Source organism: Mycobacterium xenopi, assembly GCF_009936235.1.
Classification (GTDB): Bacteria; Actinomycetota; Actinomycetes; order Mycobacteriales; family Mycobacteriaceae; genus Mycobacterium; species Mycobacterium xenopi.
This window is the reverse complement of the sequence record NZ_AP022314.1, coordinates 3120588-3141722: the sequence shown is the minus strand read 5'-3', so window position 1 is coordinate 3141722 and position 21135 is coordinate 3120588. Positions and strand designations below refer to the sequence as shown.

The window sequence follows — 21135 nt, the reverse complement described above, 5'->3', positions numbered from 1 at the left end:
ATGACCGAGCCGATGGTGCGCCCCGAGTTGGTTGAGTTGCAGCCCGCCGAGCGTGAATGGGTTCTCCGGCAAGTCGCCGCCAAGGGCGGGCACTGCGAAAGCTGCGGCGGAACGGAATTCGACGTCGGGCGGGCTTTGTACCTCGGCTTTTTGTTCCTCGACGAAGACCCAGACGCCTATATGGTGGCGCTCACTTGCCGCAATCCCGACTGCCCCAAGCCACGAACCGGAATCAGGTTGCGGGAGAAGGATTTTCTCGACCACGACGGAGAATACCGCGCCGCGAGTTGGCGAATCGACCTGCCCCGTGGCGCTTAGCTTTGGCCGGTGGTCCAGCGGTGAACACCGGATGAGCAAGCTCGAATCGGTCGATAAGGTCCGATAGCGTGCGCAGGTCGTCGCACAAAGACCGGAACCGGCGCCCGTCTGCGTCGCTGAGCAAGCCGCGGGTGCTGTAGTGGACGAGCCGACGCAGCCGCCCCGCCAGCGCCGTGCCCCACCTGATGGAAAAGTCGTAGCTTTCGCCCTCGGCCAGTTCGTGTTTCGCCCCGAGTCTTTTGAGCGCGTCGATCTGCTCGATGACCACCTGTAGGTCGTCGTCGACGTTGACCGGCGTCTGGCTTCGGGGTGCTGTGCTCATCGAGCCTCCTTGTCTCACAGGTGCGGCTTGGCGACGCTGAGCACATACGGTGTGCCTGCCAGCGTCAGATAGACCCGGTGCGGCCCAACCGCCATGCCCGAAACCGGGGCGGACCGGACCGGGCCGGGCGGCAGGCCCGCCCGGTAGTTGGTGACGTGCAGGACGGGAATCGTGCCATGCGGGTATCCGGTGAAGCTAGCCGTCTCCAGCGTCACCACCTCATGATCGGTGGCCGCGTAGATGCGCGTGTCGTCGGTGCCCAGCTTGCGGATGGGGGAGGACAGCCGGGTGCGGGCCAGCACCAGCATGCCCTCACCGCCGCGGCGCGCGTCGACGGCATACAGCACGCCGTCGTCGCGCCCGGCCACATAGCTTCGCGTGACCTGGGTGCTGTCGCCGGCCGAGACAGCGACGTCGATGTGCAGCGACCCGCGTTGCGCGGGCGGAGACGACGGGCCTTTGTAGTAGCGGATTCCCGACGGGCCGTAGAGGTGGTATTCGATTGCGCGCCCGCGGTTGGCGCCGTCGATGGTGTCGGCCGGGTCTCCGGTGACGATGGCGGTGGCCAGTTTGCGGTAGCCATGCTGATCGACCGGTGTCACCGACAATCCGTCGGCCGACAGCGCCAGCAGCATCCGTAGGCCGGCGTCTTCGGTCAGGTAGGCAGGCGCCGGGCCGGCGTCGAACTCGTCGACCTGGCGCAGCGTGCCGAGATCGACGACCGCCACCTTGTTACGGTTGGGCTGCGGCACGAACAGGTGGCGGTCGTCGGTGCGGCTGATCTGCAGGTTGCGCCCGGCCGGCATTGGCGGGGAGAGCAGCGTCTTCGCATGCTGGGGGCTGAGCGGATCGCTGACCTCGGCCAGGCGACCGTCCGCGGTGAGCCCGATCAGCGCGTGGGTGCGGTATGACCACAGCGGGTCGTGCAGTGTTGCGCCGACCCACCGCACCGTCACTTCGGGTGTGCGTTCCGGTTGCTGGGGGCCCGAACAGCCCGCGGCCGCGATGGCGGCGACGGCCGCCGCACCGCACCAGCGCCACAGCAGCGACCCGTGCACGGCCGCTCTCCTTCCGCAGTTGCCTCAACCCGTCGGTTGCTGTACCCCGGCGTGTCGTCGGCTACACATAGCCCGACGGCGTTCAATCGCCGCTGGGGTTCAGCCGCAGCGGTGGCCCACCGGCGGTGCGGACCTCGAAAACGACACCCCGTTGCCAAGTCGAAGAACGGTTTCGCGTTCTCGGCGTCGAGGTTCAAGCGTATTGCCCACCCGCACAACGTCTTTGGTAAACCCAGTCCATCACCAAGCCTGTCGGCAGGCTGACACCTTCGTGCGGTGTTTGGTGCCCGGCACGTCGGGGTAGCCCTCAGCAACGCGCACCACAGCCCGGCGCGCGATCCAGGACTCTTCAGGAGGACACAATGGCGACAACTGTTAGGTCAGCGACCGAGGTGACGCAATTCCTCGTTGGCCAGCACGAACGGATCAAGTCGCTGTTCGCCGAGACGCTGAAGGCGAGCGGCAAACAGCGCGAGAAAACGTTCATCGAACTGCGGCGGTTGCTCGCGGTGCATGAAACCGCGGAGGAAGAGATCGTGCACCCGCGCGCAAAGCGGAAAATCCCAAACGGCGACAAGGTGGTCGGCGCACGGCTGCAGGAAGAAAACGAAGCGAAGAAGGTGCTCAATCATTTGGAGTCACTCGATGTCGACTCCGACGAGTTCAGCAGCCAATTAACCGAGCTTCGCGATGCGGTCGTCCAGCACGCCGAGCACGAAGAGCAGGAGGAGTTCGCCAAGCTCGAAGAGCAGCTGGACCACGACGAGCTGCAGCGGATGGGCCGCGCCGTCGAACTGGCCGAAGCAATCGCGCCCACCCGCCCGCACGCCGGGGTCGAATCCCAGGTCGCCAACATGCTGGCCGGCCCATTCGCGGCGATGATGGACCGAGCCCGCGACGCTATCGTCGGCAAGGGCTGAGCGGGCCCCGCAATGCAGGCCGGGCAGGACCGACTCTTCGACTTCTAAGGCGTGAGGATCGGTCATGGCTGCGGCGCGGAAAACCAGCGCGGCGAGCTATTTACCTGAGGATCGCGACCTCGATTCACTTGAGGCTGCCGCCAATGTGTGCCGGGGCTGCTCCCTGTACGAGAACGCCTCGCAAACGGTTTTCGGGCACGGGGATTCGCATGCGCAGCTCATGCTCATCGGTGAGCAACCGGGTGACCGCGAGGACGTTGAGGGCTTGCCGTTCGTGGGTCCGGCCGGCCGACTGCTTGCCCGGGCGCTCGACGAGGCGGGCATCGACCCCGGTGTGACGTATCAGACCAATGCCGTCAAGCACTTCAAGTTCACCCGCAAGAACGGAAAGCGGCGCATACATCAAAAACCCAGCCGTACCGAAGTGGTGGCCTGCCGTCCCTGGCTGATCGCCGAAATCGAGGCGGTGCGACCGCAGGTGATCGTGTGCCTCGGCGCGACCGCCGCACAATCGCTTCTGGGCGCGGCCTTTCGGATCTCGGCGCATCGCGGCGAGCTGCTGCAGCTGCCCCGCGAGGCGGACGTCAGCGTCGAGCCGGAGCCGCGGGTAGTGGCCACCGTTCACCCGTCAGCGGTGGTGCGCGACCGCACCGAGCGCCGCCACGAGATGTACCAGCTCTTCGTCGAGGACCTGCGCAGCGCCCGAGCCAGTTTGGCCGGCCGCCGACGTCAACGGCGGTGACGCGGGCCCGTTTGATCCGCGTCCCTGCGGGTACACCGTGATGGTGACCATCGGCGCGGTCACCCTGCCTTGGCATACCCAACGCCGCAAACGTGTCCCCGGAGCGGCCGGTGGTGGCGCGCCGGTGGTCCACTCCGCCACGTGTGGATGTCGGGCGCGGCGCCCATTCTCACGGGTCGTCGTCTCCCTCATCGCGGAGCAGCTTATCCGGGTGGTGGAAAGTATTGATGCGCGGCTGTCCGCGATCTAGATGCGGTGGCGGGATCCATTCGGTGAGGCCATCTTTGCGCTTACGGGTTTGCCAGCCGCCGGGCTGGACGATTCGGTGATTGGTTCCGCAGGCCAGGGTGAGGTCGTTGACGTCGGTGGCGCGGCATTTCGCGTAGTCGGTCACATGATGGACCTCGGTGAAGTACGCGGGCACGTCGCAGCCGGGCGCGGTGCAGCCACGGTCTTTAGCGTACAAGACAATTCGCTGCGCCGGTGAAGCCAGACGTTTGGTGTGGTAGAGCGCCAAGGCGCGGCCCTTGTGGAAAATGGCCAAATAGTGATGGGCATGACCGGCGATGCGGATCACGTCGCTCATCGGCAGCAGCGATCCGCCGCCGGTAAGCCCACGCCCTGCACCGGCCTCCAATTCTGCCAAGGTGGTGGTGACGATGATGCTGGCCGGCAATCCGTTGTGCTGGCCGAGTTCCCCGCTGGCCAGCAGCGCTCGCAGCCCGGCAAGCAAGCCATCGTGATTGCGCTGCGCGGCTGAACGAGTGTCGCGCGTGATGGCTTCTTCGCTGGGAGTGCCGTCGATGACTGGTTTGTCGTCGTACGGGTTGGCCATGCCGGGCGCGGCCAGTTTGGCTAGCACCGCCTCCACGGTGGCGCGCATGGCGGGGGTGAGCCAGCCGCGGATGGGACTCATCCCGTCGATGTCTTGTTTGCCCAGGCTTAGGCCGCGCCGACGGGCGCGATCCTCGTCGGTGAAGTCGCCGTCGGGGTTGAGGCAGTCAGCGAGCTTGTCGGCCAGCTTGGCCAGCTGATCAGGTCGAAACTGGGTGGCCAACGCTGCGAGCTTGGCTTCGGCGCGCTCGCGGGTGGCCGCGTCGACCCAGCACGGCAGCTGCTCGAAAAACCGGCGGATCACCGCGACGTGGCCAGCGCCGACGTCTCCGGCGCGCTGCCCGGCGGCGGTGGCAGCCAGTCGCGGCGCCAATGGCTCGCCGGTCAAAGCCTGCCGGTCGCCGAGATCTTCGGCTTCGTGGATGCGCCGCGCGGCTTCTGGACGGCTGATACGTAGCCGATCGGCCAAGGCATGCGACAACTTGCCGCCCAGTTCGGTCGGTGTGGCCTGCTGACGCACGCCGTTGATCAGGGCATGTCCTGCCACCGGCAACCGGCGCGCCTCGTGTTCGAGCCGCTCCAGCAAGGCCAACCGCTCCGGCGTCGTCAGCACCTCAAAGGACAGCTCACCGAGCCGCGACACCGCGTCATGCAGGGCATCGAAGACCTCGATGATCTCCTCACGGCTGGGCGAACGCATGTACGAATGCTACGAGCGGTCACCGACACCGAACCGACCCGAAGGCGCCGCCTGGGGACGGAATCCCAACTGTGGAAAACTCTGAACAACTGGGACAACGCCCCGATCAGGGCCGCAATCCGCCAACGCGTCGCTGCTGAAAACGACGGCGACCCCAGTCGGATACGGCCAGCGCACTGGCCATCAGCGTGGCGCCCGCCAGCGACCGACGATGCCGGGTCGCCCAGAATTGCGTGCTGTGCGCGTGTGAGCGATCGTCGAACACGCCGTGCGCCCCGAAGTCGCGACCGCCCGGGCCGTCGAGCGGCTCCCACAGGTTCGCGGGCCGGCCCGGACTGACCGGCTGCTCGGTCTGCTGGGAGCTGTAGCCGGTGCGGGCGAGGTAGCGGTCGAGCAGCGCCGGCACGAGCCGCTGACCCGAGATGGTGGCGACGGTGCTGGCCCCCACCCAATACTGTTTGCGGCGCGGATGGTCCAGTGCGTGAATGACGCCGCGGGCCGCCACCTCGGGCTGATAGATCGGCGGCACCGGCTGCGGATGCTTGCTCAGACGCGAGAGCACCCAGGAGAACTGCGGGGTGTTGACCGCCGGCATCTGGACCACGGTCACCCGAATGCTGCTGCCCTCGTGCATGAGTTCGGTGCGCAGCGACTCGGTGAATCCGTTGACCGCGTGCTTGGCGCCGCAGTATGCCGATTGCAGTGGAATCGCGCGGGCACCAAGGGCAGAGCCCACTTGGACGATCACGCCGCAATCGCGGGGGCGCATGCGCTTCAACGCGGCCATGGTGCCGTAGACGTAACCGAGGTAGGTCACCTCGGTCACCCGACGAAACTCGTCCGGGTCGATCTCGGCGAACGGCGCGAACACTGACGTGAAAGCGACGTTGATCCAGGCGTCGATCGGACCGAACCGTTCCTCGACACGGCGGGCGGCTTGGTCGACGGCACCGTAGTCGGATACGTCGGTCGGGATCGCCAGCGGGACACCGCCGGCGTCCTCGATCTCTGCGGCGGCTGCCTGAAGACCGGTTTCGCCGCGTGCCAGCAGACCGACAGCTGCCCCGCGCTGGCCCAGCAGACGCGCGGTCGCACGACCGATCCCCGCGCTGGCCCCGGTGATCACGACCACCTGCCGGTCCTTTGTTCGCCGGCGAATTGAGTTGAAAGCCACGGTCTTGGCTCTACCCGGACGCCGGATTGGTAAACATCCTCGCTCGGTAAGTAGTGACCAGCGATCGCCCGGCACGACGGCGCGGGCCGTGCCCGCGTGCATCTGCGCCACCGCAACCTGCAACGGCATGCAGACAACACCGAGCAGATGCGTGCGATCTTCGACGATCCGTCCGGTTGGAGCGACACCTTAGCTCGCTTCGCCGCATTCGCAACCGTCCAGACCGCACACGCAAATTTCGCTGACCTGCTTTCTGACCTACTACCACAGCAGTGGGAGCAGCCAAGTCTACGTGAGCGTTGGCGCGTCAAAGACGTTGTCGCCCATGCACTTAGCTATGACGAGCTCACCCGTTGGCAGCTGGCGTGGCGTTTCGTCAAAGGCGGGTTTTGGCCGAACCGCATCAATGCAATCGGTGTCGCCGAGTACGCCAACCGTTCACCGGAGCAGCTTGTCGAGCTGATGCGCGCGTCATCCCGTCGGAACGCTTACGCACCGTGCTGAATTACGCGTTGACCGCTCCCGTCGTACGCGGTGCCCGCCGCACCCGCGGTGTGCGTCTTGTCGCAACGGATCTCGACTGGACCCACGGGAGGGGCCGCGCAGTCACCGGGCCCGTAGAAGCGCTTCTGATGGCCATGGCCGCACGTCCGGATGCGCTCAACCAACTTAGTGGTTCCGGCAAAGATGTTCTGGCCCAACGCATCCGCGGCTAGCTGCCGCGTCGATGAGCAGGACACTACTCAGGGACGGCGACCGCCGACAGCGCGGCATCCACACTTTGGTCGACGGGCAGCAGACCGGTCAACCCACACGCCGCGACAGTGCGTGCGACGACCGGCTGCAGGGTAACCAGGCGCAGCTCGATGCCGCGACCGTGGCACCGCTTTGCCTCGTCGGCGAGCACAGCGAACGCGCAGCAGCCCATGAAATCTAGGCCATTGGTGTCAATGACGAGCGGTCCCGGCGGGCTGACGGCAGCGGCCGCCTCACGCAACAGCCGTCGCCAGGTGGTTTCGTTGCACGCGTCGATTTCACCGCCGGCGTAGACCATCACCGCTGAGCCGCTGCGTTGAGTGGTGGCCCTGAGGGTGCTGTGCATATCGCCCAGCTCCGCGACCAGACGCGTGCTCAGCGTCAAATGGTTCAGGCTGCTGGGAAGGGGTTCTGCCGTGGAGAGATTCATCGTGGACTCCTAATCGTCTGGCGCGTGATGCACCGGCGATGGATGTCCGTCCTACACGTCTTAAGACAGACCGTGAACTTCGTAGGTTTCTTTTCTATAACGAGACAGGTCGGTCTGTCTACAGCAGGCAGCTAAGAGTATGGTAAGCCAGCTATGACGAGCGCTGATGTCGCATCGGCTGCGGTGTCGGCTCGGGAACGCATCTTGAGCACGGCGTACGACCTGTTCACTCGGCGGGGCATCCGCGCGGTGGGAACCGACGAGGTGGTCGAGCGCGCCGGGGTCGCCAAAGCAACGCTTTACCGGCATTTCCCCAGCAAGAACGATCTGGTGCTGGCCGTGCTCGAACGCCGGGAACAACGGTGGACCCTCGGTTTGGTGGAAAAGCAGTCGCGGTTGCGCGGCAAGACGCCCGAAGAACAACTACTGGCGATCTTCGACGTCTTCCACGACTGGTTTGCCAACCGTGACGGCTTCGAGGGCTGTTCGTTTATCAACGTCTTGCTCGAAATGGGTGCCCAGCATCCGGCTGGCCAGGCCAGTGTCGCTTATTTGGACAACATCCGCGACATCGTTCGTCAACGCGCCCGCGCGGCCGGGTTGCGTGACGTCGAGAACTTCGCTCGGTCGTGGCACATCTTGATGAAGGGCTCGATCGTCGCGGCAGCCGAAGGTGACGTGGAGGCGGCGCAGCGCGCTAAAGTCATGGCACGCATGCTCATTGAGCAGCATCGGGGTTGAGCTAACTGCTCGCAGCTGTGCCGGATTTGTCGGCGGGCTCGGCTTCGAGTTCGGCGACCGCGCGAGCGGTGCGTTCCCGCAGCAGCACCGCGGCGATCGCGCCGGCCACGACGGCGACCACCAGGGCGATCCAGGAAAACCGGGTCAGCCAGCGTTCGGCGGCGACCCCGGCGTAGTAGATCAGCGCGGTGGTGCCACCGGCCCAGCAGATGGCACCGGACACATTTGCCAGCAGGAACCGCGGATAACGCATCTTGAGCGCGCCGGCCAGCGGTCCGGCGAATATCCGCAGCAGTGCGATAAACCGCCCGAAAAACACCGCCCGCACCCCCCAGCGGTCGAACGTGCGCTCGGCGAGCGCGATGTGGCCGGGACTGAAATGTTTCGGGAATCGTCGGCCCAACCAGTCGAAAAGCGGCATGCCGAGCCGTCGGCCGATCGTGTAACCGATCGAGTCACCGACCGCGGCGCCAATCACTCCGGCGACACCAACCCCGATGGGGTTGACCGCCAGTTCATGGTGTGACGACATCAGCGCCGCCGTGACCAGGACGACCTCGCCGGGAAGCGGCACGCCCAGACTTTCGATCCCTACCACAGCGCCGACCACCAGGTAGACCGCCACAGGTGGGATGGCCTGCAGCAGGGAAACCACCGTCATGGGAACAGCATGCCTGACCCGGCGCGGTCAGGCGGCCCGGCCCAGGATCTGCTCTCGACGTGTCGAGGCCCAGTCCGCCATCCGGAATCGGGACTCGTGGTCACACAGCGTCAACAGCAGCGCGGCCCGCGGGACCACCGCCAACCCGTAGTCGCAGGTCCAGTCGGGACGGGTCATGGTCCACACCAGCACGCCATCGGCGGGTACCCCGTAATAGCTGAGTCTCATCCCCGCGAACGCGCCCGCGGGGGCAATACCGACGGCCTCGGCGGTGCATCGCGACACTGCGCCATAGCCGTCCCAGACCACAGCATGGACGTCTAAAGCCTTGTCGTAGACGTCGACCGATTCGCTATACATCGCAGACCCGCCGAAGCTGTATGCCGAGTCGGCGTAATCGGTGGAATGCGGTGGCCGAAGCGGTGAACCCTTGAACAACAACGCTGCCGAACATTCCGGCGGTCGCACGCTGGTGAAATACGTGTCGCCCACGTCGGTCATGGCTGCGGGACCGAAAGGACTGCTGTCCCCGTCGTGCAGCAGCAAGTCGCGCGCGAAGATCGGCGGCGGCTTGGCCTTGGGGGGACCGGCCGGAGCGGGAGACGACGACGGTGCCGGGCCGCCCGGCGGCAAAACCGCGTGTCCTGACACCGATGTCGTGCAGGCGACAAGCGCGATCGTCAGTGTCGCCAGTAGCGCGGCCGATTTTGTCATGATGCTCGTACGCTAGCGCAGGTAGCGTTTCTGGCATGCAGAAAAAGCGGCAGCGTTGCGCTGACTCCGTTGCGCCCCAGTATCCGATCGAGTCGGTCGACAAGGCATTGAAACTGCTGTTGCTCCTCGGCGAGCAACCCGAAATCCGGTTGAGTGAAGCCACCCGTTATCTGGGTGTGGCGTCGTCGACCGCGCACCGGCTGCTGGCGATGTTGGCCTACCGTGGATTCGTCCGGCAAGACCCGGTGTCGAAGGCCTACGGTCCGGGCCCGGCGTTGACCAGCGTGGCGTTCGCCATCTTCAGCCGGATGGACATCGGGCGCGCCGCCACGCCGGTAATGCGCGCACTCAGCGAACGGCTGCGCGAGACGGTCCATGTCGGGATGCTCGACGGTGCCGCCGTGCGGTTCATCGCCGCTGTGGAAGGCCCTACCGCGGTCCGGGTCGCGTCGCGGCTGGGCCGCACCATGCCGGCGCACTGCACCTCGACGGGCAAGGCCATGCTCGCCCAGTTGTCGGAACAGGAACTGCGCCAGTTGCTACCGGACAAAGAGCTGCAACGCATTACACCGCATTCGATCACCAGCCGCACCGCGCTGGAAGCCGAACTTGTGCGGGTGCGGGAGCGCGGCTACGCCGTCAACCGGGAGGAAAGCGAGGAAGGGGTCGCGTCGGTCGCCGTGCCGATACCGACCCGCGCGCCGGGGCTCGCGCTGGCGCTGAACGTTGCGGCGCCGCAGCATCGGCTGCCCAAGTCGCAATACCCCGCGGTCGCGGCGGCACTGGTGAAGGCCGCCAAGGAAATTGGCGATCAGCTGGGGTAGGTCATTCTCCGATGCGCGCGATCTCGTGCCGCCAGGCAGCTTCGACGGCGAAACCCGGGCCCAGGTCGGGCAGGTCGTCCCAGTCCCGATCGTCGATGTCGCGTAGGGTGCCGCCGGCCGCCTGTACCTGTAACGACATCCGCGCCAGCGCATCGAGGCTGATCGCCTGTAACACCGCTTGTTGCACGGTGGTTGCCGCACTGGTGATCCCGTGCCCGCGGCAGATCACAATCGGGCGGCCGTGCATCGCGGCCACCATTTCCTTGCCCAGCAAGCGGTTTCGGATCAATACCGTTCGTTCGTACACCGGCACACCGTCACGTGCAAGGCGCGCGCCCGCAATGTCGTAGGCGCCGTAGACAGGCCGCAGACCGATACCGGCGAGGTCGGCGGCGACGACGGCCGGCGGGTGCAGATGAGCGACGGCCCGGTGTTGTGGTTGCGCGAGCATGGTTTCGACGTGGATGGCAAGTTCGTTGGGTACCCGGTAGCCGTCTAGTTCTCCGGCGGCGGCCTCGGTGCCGTCGAAGCGGATCAGCCGGATGTCACTCGGGCGGGTAAACGCCACTCCGGTGTCGGTGTCGCTGCGGCAGCGGATCAGCAGCCGCTCGTCGTCGATGCGCAGACTGAGGTGACCGAGCACGCCGTCGACCAATCCGCGGGCGGCCGCCACCCGGCAGGCCTGGGCGATCAGTGCCCGTTGCTCGTGAAAGTCGGTCACGGCTTGGCTCCCAGCCCGAATCCGCCGTCAGGATGGGCGGTTTCGCCGGTGATGCCGCGGGCCCGGTCGGAGGCCAAGAACACGAAACTCCACGCATGGTCTTCGGCTGTGAGCGCGACGTTGAGCGGAGTGCGCGCGGCGAGGTCGCGGGCGCGGTGGGGGGTGTCATCGAGGCGGACGGTGTCGAGTCCGAGACTGGCCAGGCCGCGCAGGTCAGTGCCCAGGGTGCCACCGGGGGCCACGCCGTTGACTCGTATCGTCGGCGCCAGTTCATGGGCGAGGGTGGTGACCAACCCGCGTACCGCGAATTTCGATGACACATAAAGCGTCCCGCCGCGGCCCGGGTAGAACGACGACGCGGACTCGGTCAATACGATCGACGGCCCGGTTCCGGCCCGTAGCGCGGGCACGGCGGCCTTGACCGACTGCAGATGGCTGAGCACATTGGTGTGGAACATCTCGTCGAATGCGCTGGCGAGCTTGTCGGCGTCGATGTCGCAAATGCCTTGGTAGAAGTCGAAGATACCGACGCAGTTGACCAGGGTGTCCAGGCCGCCGAAGGCGTCCACCGCTGCGGCGACCGCGCGGTCGTTGGCGTCGCGGTCGATGGCATCCCCGTCGACAACCGGCACGTCGGGCAGCTGTTGCCGCAACAGGTGGCATTTGTCTGGAACTCGTTCCAGCACAGCGACTTTCGCGCCTTCGGCGCGGAAGGCGTCGACGACCGCCCGGCCGATTCCCGAGCCGGCGCCCACCACCAGCGCGCGTTTGCCGTCCAGCCAGCCGGTCATTGTGGTTCGTCCGGAAGCAGTGGGCCGTGCGCATTGCCGACCATCGCCTCCAGTGTGCGGGTGTTCTGCCGGGTCAATGCCTCCAACTCCAGGGCATCCAGGCTGATCGACCGCCCGGATTTGGGGGCGCTGATCAGCAGCCGCGATCCGTTGCGGGTGTCCACTCGGCGCACCACTACCTCGGTGAATTCGTTTGCGATGGTGAGTGGTTGATCGTTCACAAGAACACCGCCAGGTTCTGCATGCGCAGCACGGACTCGTCGACGATCACGGTGCGCCGCGCCAGTTTCCATTGTGCGCCGCAACGACGCAGCACGTCTTCACGGCCACAGGACAGCACGGCGGCCTCGTTGACGTCGCCGCGGCTGCGGAACAGCAGCTCGGCCGATTCGACGAGCAGGTGGGCGTCGTCGTCGCCGGCGAAGGTTCGCACATTGGTGATGAAGTGGCGCAGCCGCGACGGCGGATCCTCGGTCCAGGCGTGCTCGGTGCGAAACCGGGCGACACGGCGGCTCAGTGAGTGTTTGTCCTCGTCGAAGTGCGCCATCCCCGGCAACGTATCGAATCCAGCACCGAGCGCGGTGGTGACACGCACCGGCATGACGTAGCGGATGTCGTCGGTCAGGGTGTCCAGCCACGCGTCATAGTCCTGAACGTCGAGCAGATACGCTTCGTCGACCAGGAACTGGTGCGCCTGCAGGTGCCGAACATCGTCGAACGGCAGGGCATTTGTCATGCTGTCTCCAAGTGATCGGCCCACAGCCTGAGCAGCTGGCGCTGGGTTGTGCTCGTTATAGCCGACCTGTGCGTGCCCGGGCCCGTGAAAGGACTCCACGGGCAACGCTTCGACCAGCGGGCGGTCGTCGGGGAGCAGGCCCATGCGGCTGTTCAACAGCAGCCGCCGCGCCATCGAACCGCCGGCGGTGTTGGTCAGCGATACCCAATTCTCGACGTCGTCTTGCTCGAACATGCCCGTCGACCCGAAGCACATCAGGTAGGCCTGATACGACTTGTGCTTGTACGCCGGGGAAGCCGCCGAGTCCACCGCAAACCACGAGCACACCTCGGTCTCGTTCTCACTAATCGGCTGCCACAACCGGATTGAGATGAACGGCACCACGTCGTCGCCGTCGTGCACCTTCGGCCAGTTGTGCACGAAGCTCAGATTCGGGAAACACGACGCCGCTGAGATCATGAATCCGTCGTCGCCGACCAGTCGTTGCTGCCGTTGGGTCCAGACATCTTTGATCCGGGTGATCATGTCGTCGGTGTAGCCGACGTAGCGCATGCGCTCCTCGAAGTTGCCAGGGGGAAGCTTGTAGGTGGTGCCACCGCCGCTGCCGGCCCAGTAGGTGGCGCCGTCTTTGCGTTTCTGCGCTTTGGGTTCACGGAACAACCCGATCTCGACGATCGAAGCATGGGTGTGTGGGGTGTGATACATATCGCCGGCGAAATTCTCTGCGCCGATCTTCCAGTTGGCCTTGATCCGCCAGCGCTGCGGTCCGCGCACGTCGAGGCCGTGGCGGCTCTGCTTGGTATAGAAATCCAGGTAGAACCTGAAGTCGCCGAGAAAGTCCTCAAGCGGTTGCGCATGGGCGTCCAGGCTGATGAAAAGCAAGCCGTTGTAGCTGTCGAACTTCGGTGCGGGCAGCAAGGTTTGAGTTTTCTTCGGAAACCCGTCGTCGCCGCCGTAGGCCTCACGATGAAACGGCAGGCCGATAAGGCGGCCGTCGTTGCGGTAGGACCAGCCGTGGTAGGGGCAGCGGAAGTTCGAGGCATTGCCCATCTCGGCACGGCACACTTGCATGCCGCGGTGCAGGCACATGTTGAACAACGCTCGCACAGTGCCATTCGAGTCTCGGGTGATGATGAACGAATCGCCGAGCACCCGTCGCACAACGTAGTCGCCATCCTGCGGGATCTCTGACTCGTGCGCGACAAATATCCAGGTCCGGCTGAACAACCGCTGTTTTTCCAGTTCGAAGATTTCCCGGTCGTTGTAGATGTGGGCGGGAATCATGCCGCGCCGGACGCTGTCGAAGAGACAGCTGTGATCGGTCATGGCGGCCTTATCTGTTCTACAGAGAATAGTTCTGTCAAGTAGAGGATGCCGAAGATCGATGTCCGGGTCAATCCGAGCGGCGGCTTGAGGCTCCCTGTGAATTGGCTGTCGAAAACGATGAACGCGGATTGAACCAGCAAAGCATCATCCGCCGGGTTCTCCGCGAACACGATGGTAAACCGCAAATGCGGAAGATCATTTGCGTCCGACTTGGGTAGATCCGATGATATGCGTAAGGTATCGGCGACTATCTCCGTATTTGAGGAAGCTTCGATGCCAATGTTTCAGCGTTCAGCTAGCCGGCGGTTGCCCAAGTTCGGGACCTGGGTGCTGTCGTTTATCGGGCGTCAGGAGTGGCTGGATCGGCCAAGCTACCGGTTCGAGCACATGCTCAGCTTCGTCTACAACGCGCTCGGCGGGGCCCGCGACCGGGTCACCAACGCGCTGAACGGCGTCTGGCTCGGGCATCCAGTGCATCCGCCGTTGGCGTCGTTGACCAGTGGGGCGATCGGAACGACCGTGGCGCTCGACGCGGTCAGCCTGTTGCCGGGCCGGCCCGCCTCGGAGGTGTTCGATGCGGCGCGGTTCGCTTCGCGTTCGCTTGGGCTGGGCATCCTGGCGAACATCGGTTCCGCCGTCACCGGTGTGACCGATTGGCAGCACACCCATGAGGAAGAGCGCCGCATCGGGGTGGTGCACGGCGTGTTGAACCTCCTGGCCACAGCCCTCTACCTGGTGTCGTGGTGGGATCGCCGTCGCGGACGGCACATTCGCGGCATCGCGATCAGCGCGCTCGGCTACGCAATCACCGTCGGCGGCAGCTATCTGGGGGGCGCGCTGGTGTTCGAATCGGGTCTCGGCATAGACCAATCCGGCAAGCGGCTGCGCACCGCCGGCTGGGTGCCGGTAGCGCCGGCGGCGGCGTTGCACGACGGGAAGCCGCACCGCATCGAAATCGACGGTGTGGGAGTAGTCCTGTGCCGCAACGGCGATGACGGGGTATCGGCGTTCGGCGAGTTCTGCCCACACCTTGCTGCGCCAATGGTCGACGGCTGGATCGACCGCGGCCGAATCGTATGCCCCTGGCACGGTTCGCGATTCGACGTCGACTCCGGAGAGGTGCTGCGCGGGCCTGCGGCGGCCCCACTGCCGTGCTATCAGACGCGGATCAACGACGGGATGGTCGAGCTGCGAGGCGACGGCCAGGACGCACTCGGCGCGGCGAAGGGAGTGGCCAATTGAATGCGTACACCGTGCTGCAAGACCACCACAAGGTGATCAAGGGGCTGGTGAAAAGGATCAGCGAGGCGCCGGCCGAACGCCAGGACCTGCTTGACGAACTGCTGGTGGAACTGGACATCCACTTTCGCATCGAAGACGACCTGTATTACCCCGCCATGTCGGCGGCTAGCCGATTGATCGCGATCGCGCATGCCGAACACCGCCAAGTCATCGACCAGCTGGCGGTGCTTCTCCGCACACCGCCGAGCGCGCCCGGCTACGCCGACGAATGGCGGTCGTTTGCAAGGGTGCTCGAAGCGCACGCCGACGAAGAGGAACGCGACATGATCCCCGCCCCGCCGCCGGTGCAACTCAGCGACGAAGAACTCGACACGCTCGGTAACCAGATGGCCGGTCGCATCAAGGAATTACGCGACTCCACCGTCCACAAGCTGCGGGTGAAAGGAAGAAAGGCGCTGCTACGGGCGCTGTAAGCCCGAACACCGTTTGACGCCGCCCTCCACGTTGCGGGCCGTGGACGGCCGCGGCAGGGGTCGTCCGAACCGTAGTACCGTCACGCTTTATGGAAGCTGCCGCGCCGCGCGTCGCAACGCAACGCGACATCACCGCGGAAATCGCGCGCATCGCAGCCGGCTACCGCGGCGGCGACACCCAGCCGCGGCTGGACTACCCGCCATATCGCAGCAGCGCCCTGCGCCATCCGAAATCGCTGCCCGTCCAGGTGAACCCGGAGGAGATCGAGCGCTGGGCCCCGTGCTTCGGCGAGGGTGATGTCGAGCCGCTCGACGCCGACCTCACCGCCGGACATGCTGGCGAGCCGATTGGGGAACGCATCATCGTGACCGGGCGGGTCCTGGACGGGGTGGGCAGACCGGTTGCGGGCCAGCTCGTCGAGATCTGGCAAGCAAATGCCGGCGGACGCTACCACCACCAGCGCGATCAGCACCCCGCCCCGATCGACCCGAATTTCACCGGCGTGGGCCGGTGCCTGACCAAATCCGACGGAAGCTACCGGTTTTTGACGATCAAGCCGGGCCCCTATCCCTGGTGTAACCACCACAACGCCTGGCGCCCGGCGCACATCCACTTTTCGGTCTTCGGGACGGCGTTCACGCAGCGGCTGGTCACCCAGATGTATTTCCCGGGCGATCCGCTGTTCGGGCTGGATCCGATCGTTCAATCCGTCATCGACCCCGCTGCCCGCAACCGGCTGATCGCCACCTACGACCACGACGTGACGGTGCCGGAATACGCGACCGGTTACCGCTGGGACATCGTGCTGGGCGCGATGTGGACCGATAGCGATGGCTAGCCCGCTCGAGACCCCGGGCCAAACGGTCGGGCCGTTCTTCCACTGCGCCTTGCCCTATGACGGCGACAGCCGTTTGGTCAGCGATGCCCACGTGGGCGCGGTCCGACTGTACGGGACGGTTTACGACGGCGCCGGCCAGGCAGTGCCCGACGCATTGGTCGAGCTGTGGCAGCCCGACCCCGACGGCAACATCGTCCAGCGGCCCGGCTCGCTGCGGCGTGATGGGTCCACCTTCACCGGGTGGGGCAGGTCGGCGACCGACTCGGCCGGGCGCTACAGCTTCACCACCGTGGCGCCCGGATCGCCGAGCGCTGGGCGCCCGGCTTTTTTCGCGCTCACCGTGTTCGCTCGCGGGCTGTTGAACCGGCTGTTCACTCGCGCATATCTGCCGGGCGGCGACTTCGGGGCCGATCCACTGCTAGCCGGTCTCGACGCCGCGCGTCGACAAACCCTGATCTGCATCGGCGAGGCCGGTGCCACGTATCGCTTCGACATCCACCTTCAGGGCGTCGACGAAACGGTATTTCTGGCCTACGGCGGTGATCGGCGATGACCAATCTGCTCTGGCCTGGAGACCAGCGGGCCGGCGACTTGATGACCGACGCGGCGCTGCTGCGATCGATGATCGCGGTCGAATCCGCTTGGCTCAACGGGTTGGCCGACGCCGGGTTCGCCCCGGCCGAGTGCGCCGGTGTTGATCTGTCGAAACTGGTCGAGCAACAGGATTGCGAAATGCTTGCCGAGGCTGCTGAGGACGGCGGCAACCCGGTCATCGGTCTGGTCGAGTTGCTTCGCGGCCGGGCAGCTCCGGCGGTGAGTTGGTGGATTCACCGCGGCCTCACCAGTCAGGATGTCCTCGACACCGCGTTGATGCTGGGTGCAAGGGATGCCATCGATCATTTGAAAGTAGTTGTAAAAGAACAGATTTCGACACTATCGGGGCTAGCGACCACCCATCGGCACACCCCGATGGTGGCGCGCACCTTGACCCAGCATGCGGTACCCACAACATTCGGCGCAAAAGCCGCGGGGTGGTTGAACGGTGTCGTCGACGCCTATGACCGGCTGACTGCGCTGACCACACCGGCCCAGATTGGCGGTGCCGCCGGAACATTAGCCGCCACAACGGAATTAGCAGCGTTAAGTGCCGGGCCCGACAACGCCGCGGAGATGTCGCTGCGCTTGGCGCAAACCACGGCGACTGCCCTGGGCCTCGCGGCCCGGATGCCGTGGCACACCAGCAGAACGCCGGTAACCGCCGTCGCGGACGCTCTTGTTGGCTGTACCGATGCCTGGGGCCGTATCGCCTCCGATGTCGTTGTCTTAACCCGCCCCGAGATCGGTGAACTGCGCGAACCCGCCGGCACAAACCGGGGCGGATCATCCACGATGCCGCACAAGTGCAATCCGGTGCTGTCTGTGTTGATCCGGCGGGCCGCCGTGGCCGCACCTCCTCTAGCCGCGACCCTGCACACCGCGGCGGCATTGGCGAACGACGAACGCCCCGACGGCTCCTGGCATGTGGAGTGGGACACGTTGCGCACCCTGGCCCGCCGGACCGTCGTCGCGGGCTCGCACTGCGGCGAGTTGCTCGTCGGTCTGGAGGTTCACCCCGGTCGGATGGCTGACAACCTCGCCGCAGCAGAGGTTTCGAGTGAGCAACGAGCTATCGCTGATTTCGTCGAAAAGAACCCGTCGCCAACATATTTCGGGGTGATCGACCGTGTTGTCGACGATGGTTTAGCACGAGCGCGGGCAGTACTGCAGGGCCGCTCGTGAGGCCGGCCATCATCCGTGGGTCGCAGTTAGGCTCGGACTTTCATGAGTGAGGTCGGGTTCAGGGCCGCGGGCTCAGTGAGGTCGTTTTGGTCCTTGGGTTGTTGACCGGCACTCAGGATGAGCATGATGGCGGCGTTGACGGTGAGGATGTGCGGCCATGAATTGACCCCGCCGGGAGTTGTCCGGCGGGGTCGGTGGTGTTTGGGGCGTCGGTGTGGTGTTCAGTCTGCCGTGACTTCGGCGATGGCGGTGCGGGTGGAGGATTCATCGACGGTGGCCTTGTCGGCGGCGAAGGCGGCGACGAGGGCTTGCAGGGCAAGGTTGTTGACCGCGCGCGGGTAGCCCCGGCTGGTGTGATGAATGAGGGCGGCCGCATCGTCGGAGAACAGCGTGTCGTCGCGCCCGGCCAGCGCGAGGTGGTGACGTAGGTAGCTGCCGGTTTCCTTGTCGGTCATGGGCTGCATTGTGTAGCGCAGCCCGATGCGTTGGTCGAGCGCGGCGAGCACGCCGAGTTTCATTCGCCGCCGCAGGGTGGGTTGGCCGACGAGCAGGCAGGCGAACGGGCTGGATGAGTCGAGCTCGTGATTTGTCAAGAGCCGCAACGCTTCTAATTGGTCGTGGCCGAGCAGGTGTGCCTCCTCGACGACCAAAATGGGCGTGCGGCCCCGCTCGGCGTGTTCGGCGGCCAGCGCGTCGGCGGCCTGTGGGGCCAGGGTGGCGTGGTGGGTGAGGGGCTGTCCACCGAGTGAGGCGACGATGCGGTGGTGGATGCCGCGCACTCCGACGGTGGGGTCGGGCAGATAGATGACGGTGTGGCGGCTACGGTCCAGGGCGGCCAGCGCGGCGCGCACGGCGACGGTCTTGCCAGCGCCGACCTCGCCGGTGATCACCCCGATGCGGCGTTCGGCGATGCACCAGCCGATGCGCGCGATGGCTTCGTTGTGCGCGCTGTGGCGATGCAGCATGGAAGGGGCCAGATCCCGGCCGAATGGTGTCCGCGAGAAACCAAAGTAGGAGATCAGGTTGGGCATCATTTCGGTTGGGTCTCCTGGCCGGTGAGTAGGTCGAGCTGGCCGGGGATCTGGCCGGTGTTGCCGGACAGGGCGGCATAGTTGACGCCGCGGGCAAGCTCGGCGGCGTGCGCGGTCTGGATCAGCTGGGCGTAGTCGATGCCGCTGGGTTTTGGTGGTGCGGTGGGGGTTTCGGGTTTGGCTTTCGGGTGTGAATGGCGCCCGATGTGATGCGGGATGGCCAGCCCCATCGGCGCGCCGGCCAGCCGCACCTCGATGCGGGTCAAATCGAACGGGTCGAACACCAGCTCCACTTTCCGTCCGACGAGCGACGGGTCGACCTCGTAGCGATTACCGTGTAGCGCCACGGTGGCGGTCTTGGTCACCCGGCGGTGCTCCTCCCACAAGAACGCCTCGGTAAGCGCCTCCGAGGTGGGCAGCGCGACCGGGCCAGAGGCTGACCAGCGCGCCAGCGGGGTCTGCCCGGTTTCGGAATGCACCTGCCTGTGGTAGACGGTTTCCACCCAGGCCGCGAAAAGCCGATTCAACTCGGCCAGGTCGGCGACGTGGTGGCGGCCGACGACGTCGGGTTCGCCGGTGATCTCCACCAGGAACTGCTCGCGCACCGTTCTGAAGAATCTCTCGATTTTGCCTCGTCCTTCCGGTCGGCCTGGTGCGGAATGAACAAGGCGCGAGTTTCGCGCACGCCCGCAACAACCACGTATCCACATAGGCCGAGCCGTTGTCGACGTAGATCGCTTTCGGTACGCCGCGGGAGGCCAGCGCCGGGCGCAGCGCGGCGGCCAGCCGCACGGTGTCCTCGGCGTAGCCCCACCGGTAGCCGGGCAGCAGCCGGGAATGATCGTCGAGGAACGCGAACAGATAGGTCTTGCGGAGTTGAATTCGTATGCCGTGCAACGCATCCCCCGTCCACAGGGCATTCGGGTGCTCGGCCTCGAACCGGCCGAACACCGCCGGCGCCGACCCGCTGGTGGCCCCGGTCAGCCCGAGCCGGTGAAAGTTGCGCTGCAGGGTGCGTTCATCCGGCGCCCAGCCCAGCTGGGTGCGCAAGATCCGCTGAATCGCCGCGGCGGTGCGCTCCGGGTTCTCCCGGCGCAGCGCCACCGCCAACTCCAGCACCTCGGCCGGGGTGCGCGGGGTGCATCGGCGCACGCTGGGCACCAGCGCGTCGAACCCGCCGGCGCGCCAGTCCCGGATCCACCGGTCGAGGGTCTGCCGGCTGATGCGCACCCGCCGCCCGAACGGGTCGGTGTGCTCACGTGACGCCAACTCGCGCACCATCTTTCCCCGCTGTTTGGTGGAAAGCGCCGCATCGGCGGCCTCCCGGATCAACTGATACCGGAACAACCCGATCGCCCGGGCCCGCTCGGCCCGCACCTTCGCCTCATCATCGCCGACCGCCACCGGCCGCCTCCTTTGCTGTCTGCCAAACACACGACAGCGCACAGATTTACGGCGTGATCGGCGGCGGCGGCAGGGTCGACTCGTGTTGCACCCACTCACCGGGCCAACCCGGCGCCAACAACCGCCCACCCGACACCGCCACCGCGGTCTCGGCCAGCGACACCCCGGACAGCATGAACCGGCGCCCGATCGCGGTCGCGAGCGCGCCGATCGCCACCACCGCATCGGCGAACACCCCGCCGGCCGCATCCGGCATCACCGGGTCAGAATCGACTGCGCGCAGCCACACGGTGAACACCGAGCGCACCGCCTCAACACGCTCGGCGAAGTGGCGCAGCCAGCCGCGCACCGTCTCCGCAGGGCGAGCCAAATCCGCGGCGATCCGCCGAAACCCGACCCGGCACGCGGCCTTCGCCACCAGCGCCGACACAATCACCGCCGCCGTGTCGGCGCGACGCAGCAACGCCGTTACCGGCAACAACACATGCGTCGCCCCGCACCCAGTGCATCGCGACCGCCGCGGGCACAGCTGCACCGGCCCGTCCGGGCGCGCACCTGCCGCGGCCGAGCCCATCCCCAGCCCGCCAGCACACCCCCGC

General features: G+C 66.0%; 23 protein-coding genes and 3 pseudogenes. 11 read left to right on the top strand and 15 right to left on the bottom strand.

Annotation, left to right across the window (positions count from 1 at the left end; translation table 11 throughout):
* Complete coding sequence (locus MYXE_RS25120; RefSeq protein WP_081485272.1) at positions 1–318, top strand: hypothetical protein; 318 nt, start codon at positions 1–3, stop codon at positions 316–318.
* On the opposite strand, the gene MYXE_RS14680 is transcribed toward MYXE_RS25120, so the two are convergent.
* Positions 233–640, bottom strand: coding sequence for a hypothetical protein (locus MYXE_RS14680; RefSeq protein WP_003919929.1), 408 nt, complete (start codon positions 638–640; stop codon positions 233–235). The two genes, MYXE_RS25120 and MYXE_RS14680, sit on opposite strands and share 86 nt — an antisense overlap.
* A gap of 14 nt (positions 641–654) precedes the next feature.
* Positions 655–1698 carry a YncE family protein gene (locus MYXE_RS14675; protein ID WP_085193842.1) on the bottom strand — a complete coding sequence of 348 codons (1044 nt, stop codon included), beginning with the start codon at positions 1696–1698 and terminating at the stop codon, positions 655–657.
* Between the two features lie 362 nt (positions 1699–2060).
* On the opposite strand from MYXE_RS14675, the gene MYXE_RS14670 reads away from it, so the two are divergent.
* Both MYXE_RS14670 and MYXE_RS14665 read left to right on the top strand, forming a co-directional pair.
* Positions 2061–2618, top strand: a complete 558-nt coding sequence (locus MYXE_RS14670; RefSeq protein WP_085193844.1) for a hemerythrin domain-containing protein — start codon at positions 2061–2063, stop codon at positions 2616–2618.
* Between the two features lie 64 nt (positions 2619–2682).
* On the top strand, positions 2683–3360 hold the full coding sequence (locus MYXE_RS14665) for a UdgX family uracil-DNA binding protein (protein WP_085193847.1): 678 nt from the start codon (positions 2683–2685) through the stop codon (positions 3358–3360).
* A gap of 169 nt (positions 3361–3529) precedes the next feature.
* On the opposite strand, the gene MYXE_RS14660 is transcribed toward MYXE_RS14665, so the two are convergent.
* The gene (locus MYXE_RS14660) at positions 3530–4894 is read right to left on the bottom strand and encodes an HNH endonuclease signature motif containing protein (RefSeq protein WP_085193849.1); all 1365 of its coding nucleotides are present in this window, start codon (positions 4892–4894) and stop codon (positions 3530–3532) included.
* A gap of 106 nt (positions 4895–5000) precedes the next feature.
* Positions 5001–6026: an SDR family oxidoreductase gene (locus tag MYXE_RS14655; protein WP_232061618.1), complete on the bottom strand. Its 1026-nt coding sequence runs from the start codon at positions 6024–6026 to the stop codon at positions 5001–5003.
* Between the two features lie 189 nt (positions 6027–6215).
* Between MYXE_RS14655 and MYXE_RS14650 the strand changes: the two are divergent.
* A pseudogene (locus MYXE_RS14650) lies at positions 6216–6784 on the top strand (maleylpyruvate isomerase N-terminal domain-containing protein).
* 23 nt (positions 6785–6807) lie between these two features.
* Here the strand turns inward: MYXE_RS14650 and MYXE_RS14645 are convergent.
* A complete protein-coding gene (locus MYXE_RS14645) occupies positions 6808–7254 on the bottom strand; it encodes an anti-sigma factor antagonist (protein ID WP_003919935.1) in 447 nt (148 codons plus the stop codon).
* 153 nt (positions 7255–7407) lie between these two features.
* Between MYXE_RS14645 and MYXE_RS14640 the strand changes: the two genes are divergently transcribed.
* On the top strand, positions 7408–7995 hold the full coding sequence (locus MYXE_RS14640; RefSeq protein ID WP_085193851.1) for a TetR/AcrR family transcriptional regulator: 588 nt from the start codon (positions 7408–7410) through the stop codon (positions 7993–7995).
* Between the two features lies 1 nt (position 7996).
* Here the strand turns inward: MYXE_RS14640 and MYXE_RS14635 are convergent, their stop codons facing one another.
* The gene (locus tag MYXE_RS14635; protein ID WP_003919937.1) at positions 7997–8656 is read right to left on the bottom strand and encodes a DedA family protein; all 660 of its coding nucleotides are present in this window, start codon (positions 8654–8656) and stop codon (positions 7997–7999) included.
* 27 nt (positions 8657–8683) lie between these two features.
* Entirely contained in the window at positions 8684–9370 is a 687-nt protein-coding gene (locus tag MYXE_RS14630; protein ID WP_003919938.1) for a sensor domain-containing protein, read from the bottom strand.
* Between the two features lie 35 nt (positions 9371–9405).
* Here MYXE_RS14630 and MYXE_RS14625 point away from each other — a divergent pair, with 35 nt between their 5' ends.
* Entirely contained in the window at positions 9406–10194 is a 789-nt protein-coding gene (locus MYXE_RS14625; RefSeq protein ID WP_003919939.1) for an IclR family transcriptional regulator, read from the top strand.
* A gap of 1 nt (position 10195) precedes the next feature.
* On the opposite strand, the gene phtC is transcribed toward MYXE_RS14625, so the two are convergent.
* The 5 genes and pseudogenes from phtC to MYXE_RS14600 all read right to left on the bottom strand — a co-directional run bounded on the left by phtC (position 10196) and on the right by MYXE_RS14600 (position 13768).
* Positions 10196–10915, bottom strand: a complete 720-nt coding sequence (phtC, locus tag MYXE_RS14620; protein WP_003919940.1) for a 3,4-dihydroxyphthalate decarboxylase — start codon at positions 10913–10915, stop codon at positions 10196–10198.
* On the bottom strand, positions 10912–11706 hold the full coding sequence (hcaB, locus tag MYXE_RS14615; protein WP_085193853.1) for a 3-(cis-5,6-dihydroxycyclohexa-1,3-dien-1-yl)propanoate dehydrogenase: 795 nt from the start codon (positions 11704–11706) through the stop codon (positions 10912–10914). Before hcaB ends, phtC begins: the two co-directional genes overlap by 4 nt.
* Positions 11703–11927: a hypothetical protein gene (locus MYXE_RS14610; RefSeq protein WP_003919942.1), complete on the bottom strand. Its 225-nt coding sequence runs from the start codon at positions 11925–11927 to the stop codon at positions 11703–11705. The genes hcaB and MYXE_RS14610 overlap by 4 nt, the downstream gene beginning before the upstream one ends.
* Positions 11924–12442, bottom strand: a complete 519-nt coding sequence (locus MYXE_RS14605; RefSeq protein WP_003919943.1) for a 3-phenylpropionate/cinnamic acid dioxygenase subunit beta — start codon at positions 12440–12442, stop codon at positions 11924–11926. Before MYXE_RS14605 ends, MYXE_RS14610 begins: the two co-directional genes overlap by 4 nt.
* Positions 12439–13768: pseudogene (locus tag MYXE_RS14600) on the bottom strand (aromatic ring-hydroxylating dioxygenase subunit alpha). Before MYXE_RS14600 ends, MYXE_RS14605 begins: the two are co-directional and overlap by 4 nt.
* A 279-nt stretch (positions 13769–14047) precedes the next feature.
* On the opposite strand from MYXE_RS14600, the gene MYXE_RS14595 reads away from it, so the two are divergent.
* The 5 genes from MYXE_RS14595 (at position 14048) to MYXE_RS14575 (ending at position 18101) form a co-directional block, all read left to right on the top strand.
* Entirely contained in the window at positions 14048–15010 is a 963-nt protein-coding gene (locus tag MYXE_RS14595) for a Rieske (2Fe-2S) protein (RefSeq protein ID WP_085193855.1), read from the top strand.
* Positions 15007–15483, top strand: a complete 477-nt coding sequence (locus tag MYXE_RS14590; protein ID WP_003919947.1) for a hemerythrin domain-containing protein — start codon at positions 15007–15009, stop codon at positions 15481–15483. The genes MYXE_RS14595 and MYXE_RS14590 overlap by 4 nt, the downstream gene beginning before the upstream one ends.
* Before the next feature lie 89 nt (positions 15484–15572).
* Positions 15573–16322, top strand: coding sequence for a protocatechuate 3,4-dioxygenase subunit beta (pcaH, locus tag MYXE_RS14585; RefSeq protein ID WP_003919948.1), 750 nt, complete (start codon positions 15573–15575; stop codon positions 16320–16322).
* Positions 16315–16875: a protocatechuate 3,4-dioxygenase subunit alpha gene (gene pcaG / locus MYXE_RS14580; RefSeq protein ID WP_085193857.1), complete on the top strand. Its 561-nt coding sequence runs from the start codon at positions 16315–16317 to the stop codon at positions 16873–16875. Before pcaH ends, pcaG begins: the two co-directional genes overlap by 8 nt.
* Complete coding sequence (locus MYXE_RS14575; protein ID WP_085193859.1) at positions 16872–18101, top strand: lyase family protein; 1230 nt, start codon at positions 16872–16874, stop codon at positions 18099–18101. Before pcaG ends, MYXE_RS14575 begins: the two co-directional genes overlap by 4 nt.
* 221 nt (positions 18102–18322) lie before the next feature.
* On the opposite strand, the gene MYXE_RS14570 is transcribed toward MYXE_RS14575, so the two are convergent.
* From MYXE_RS14570 to MYXE_RS14560, 3 genes and pseudogenes are all read right to left on the bottom strand, one after another.
* Positions 18323–19135: an ExeA family protein gene (locus tag MYXE_RS14570; protein WP_085193861.1), complete on the bottom strand. Its 813-nt coding sequence runs from the start codon at positions 19133–19135 to the stop codon at positions 18323–18325.
* Positions 19132–20536 (bottom strand): annotated as a pseudogene (locus MYXE_RS14565) (transposase). Before MYXE_RS14565 ends, MYXE_RS14570 begins: the two are co-directional and overlap by 4 nt.
* Before the next feature lie 46 nt (positions 20537–20582).
* A complete protein-coding gene (locus MYXE_RS14560; RefSeq protein ID WP_161552176.1) occupies positions 20583–20966 on the bottom strand; it encodes a hypothetical protein in 384 nt (127 codons plus the stop codon).
* Positions 20967–21135: the final 169 nt, after the last annotated feature.

Bases quoted from the DNA above. Each gene is read 5' to 3' on its own strand.
- MYXE_RS14625 (WP_003919939.1), top strand. From the start codon at position 9,406: ATGCAGAAAAAGCGGCAGCGTTGCGCTGACTCCGTTGCGCCCCAGTAT.
- pcaG (WP_085193857.1), top strand. From the start codon at position 16,315: ATGGCTAGCCCGCTCGAGACCCCGGGCCAAACGGTCGGGCCGTTCTTC.
- MYXE_RS14575 (WP_085193859.1), top strand. From the start codon at position 16,872: ATGACCAATCTGCTCTGGCCTGGAGACCAGCGGGCCGGCGACTTGATG.
- MYXE_RS14680 (WP_003919929.1), bottom strand. From the start codon at position 640: ATGAGCACAGCACCCCGAAGCCAGACGCCGGTCAACGTCGACGACGAC.
- MYXE_RS14645 (WP_003919935.1), bottom strand. From the start codon at position 7,254: ATGAATCTCTCCACGGCAGAACCCCTTCCCAGCAGCCTGAACCATTTG.
- MYXE_RS14670 (WP_085193844.1), top strand. From the start codon at position 2,061: ATGGCGACAACTGTTAGGTCAGCGACCGAGGTGACGCAATTCCTCGTT.
- MYXE_RS14660 (WP_085193849.1), bottom strand. From the start codon at position 4,894: ATGCGTTCGCCCAGCCGTGAGGAGATCATCGAGGTCTTCGATGCCCTG.
- MYXE_RS25120 (WP_081485272.1), top strand. From the start codon at position 1: ATGACCGAGCCGATGGTGCGCCCCGAGTTGGTTGAGTTGCAGCCCGCC.
- MYXE_RS14665 (WP_085193847.1), top strand. From the start codon at position 2,683: ATGGCTGCGGCGCGGAAAACCAGCGCGGCGAGCTATTTACCTGAGGAT.
- MYXE_RS14605 (WP_003919943.1), bottom strand. From the start codon at position 12,442: ATGACAAATGCCCTGCCGTTCGACGATGTTCGGCACCTGCAGGCGCAC.
- MYXE_RS14570 (WP_085193861.1), bottom strand. From the start codon at position 19,135: ATGATGCCCAACCTGATCTCCTACTTTGGTTTCTCGCGGACACCATTC.
- hcaB (WP_085193853.1), bottom strand. From the start codon at position 11,706: ATGACCGGCTGGCTGGACGGCAAACGCGCGCTGGTGGTGGGCGCCGGC.
- MYXE_RS14630 (WP_003919938.1), bottom strand. From the start codon at position 9,370: ATGACAAAATCGGCCGCGCTACTGGCGACACTGACGATCGCGCTTGTC.
- MYXE_RS14595 (WP_085193855.1), top strand. From the start codon at position 14,048: ATGTTTCAGCGTTCAGCTAGCCGGCGGTTGCCCAAGTTCGGGACCTGG.
- MYXE_RS14635 (WP_003919937.1), bottom strand. From the start codon at position 8,656: ATGACGGTGGTTTCCCTGCTGCAGGCCATCCCACCTGTGGCGGTCTAC.
- pcaH (WP_003919948.1), top strand. From the start codon at position 15,573: ATGGAAGCTGCCGCGCCGCGCGTCGCAACGCAACGCGACATCACCGCG.
- MYXE_RS14640 (WP_085193851.1), top strand. From the start codon at position 7,408: ATGACGAGCGCTGATGTCGCATCGGCTGCGGTGTCGGCTCGGGAACGC.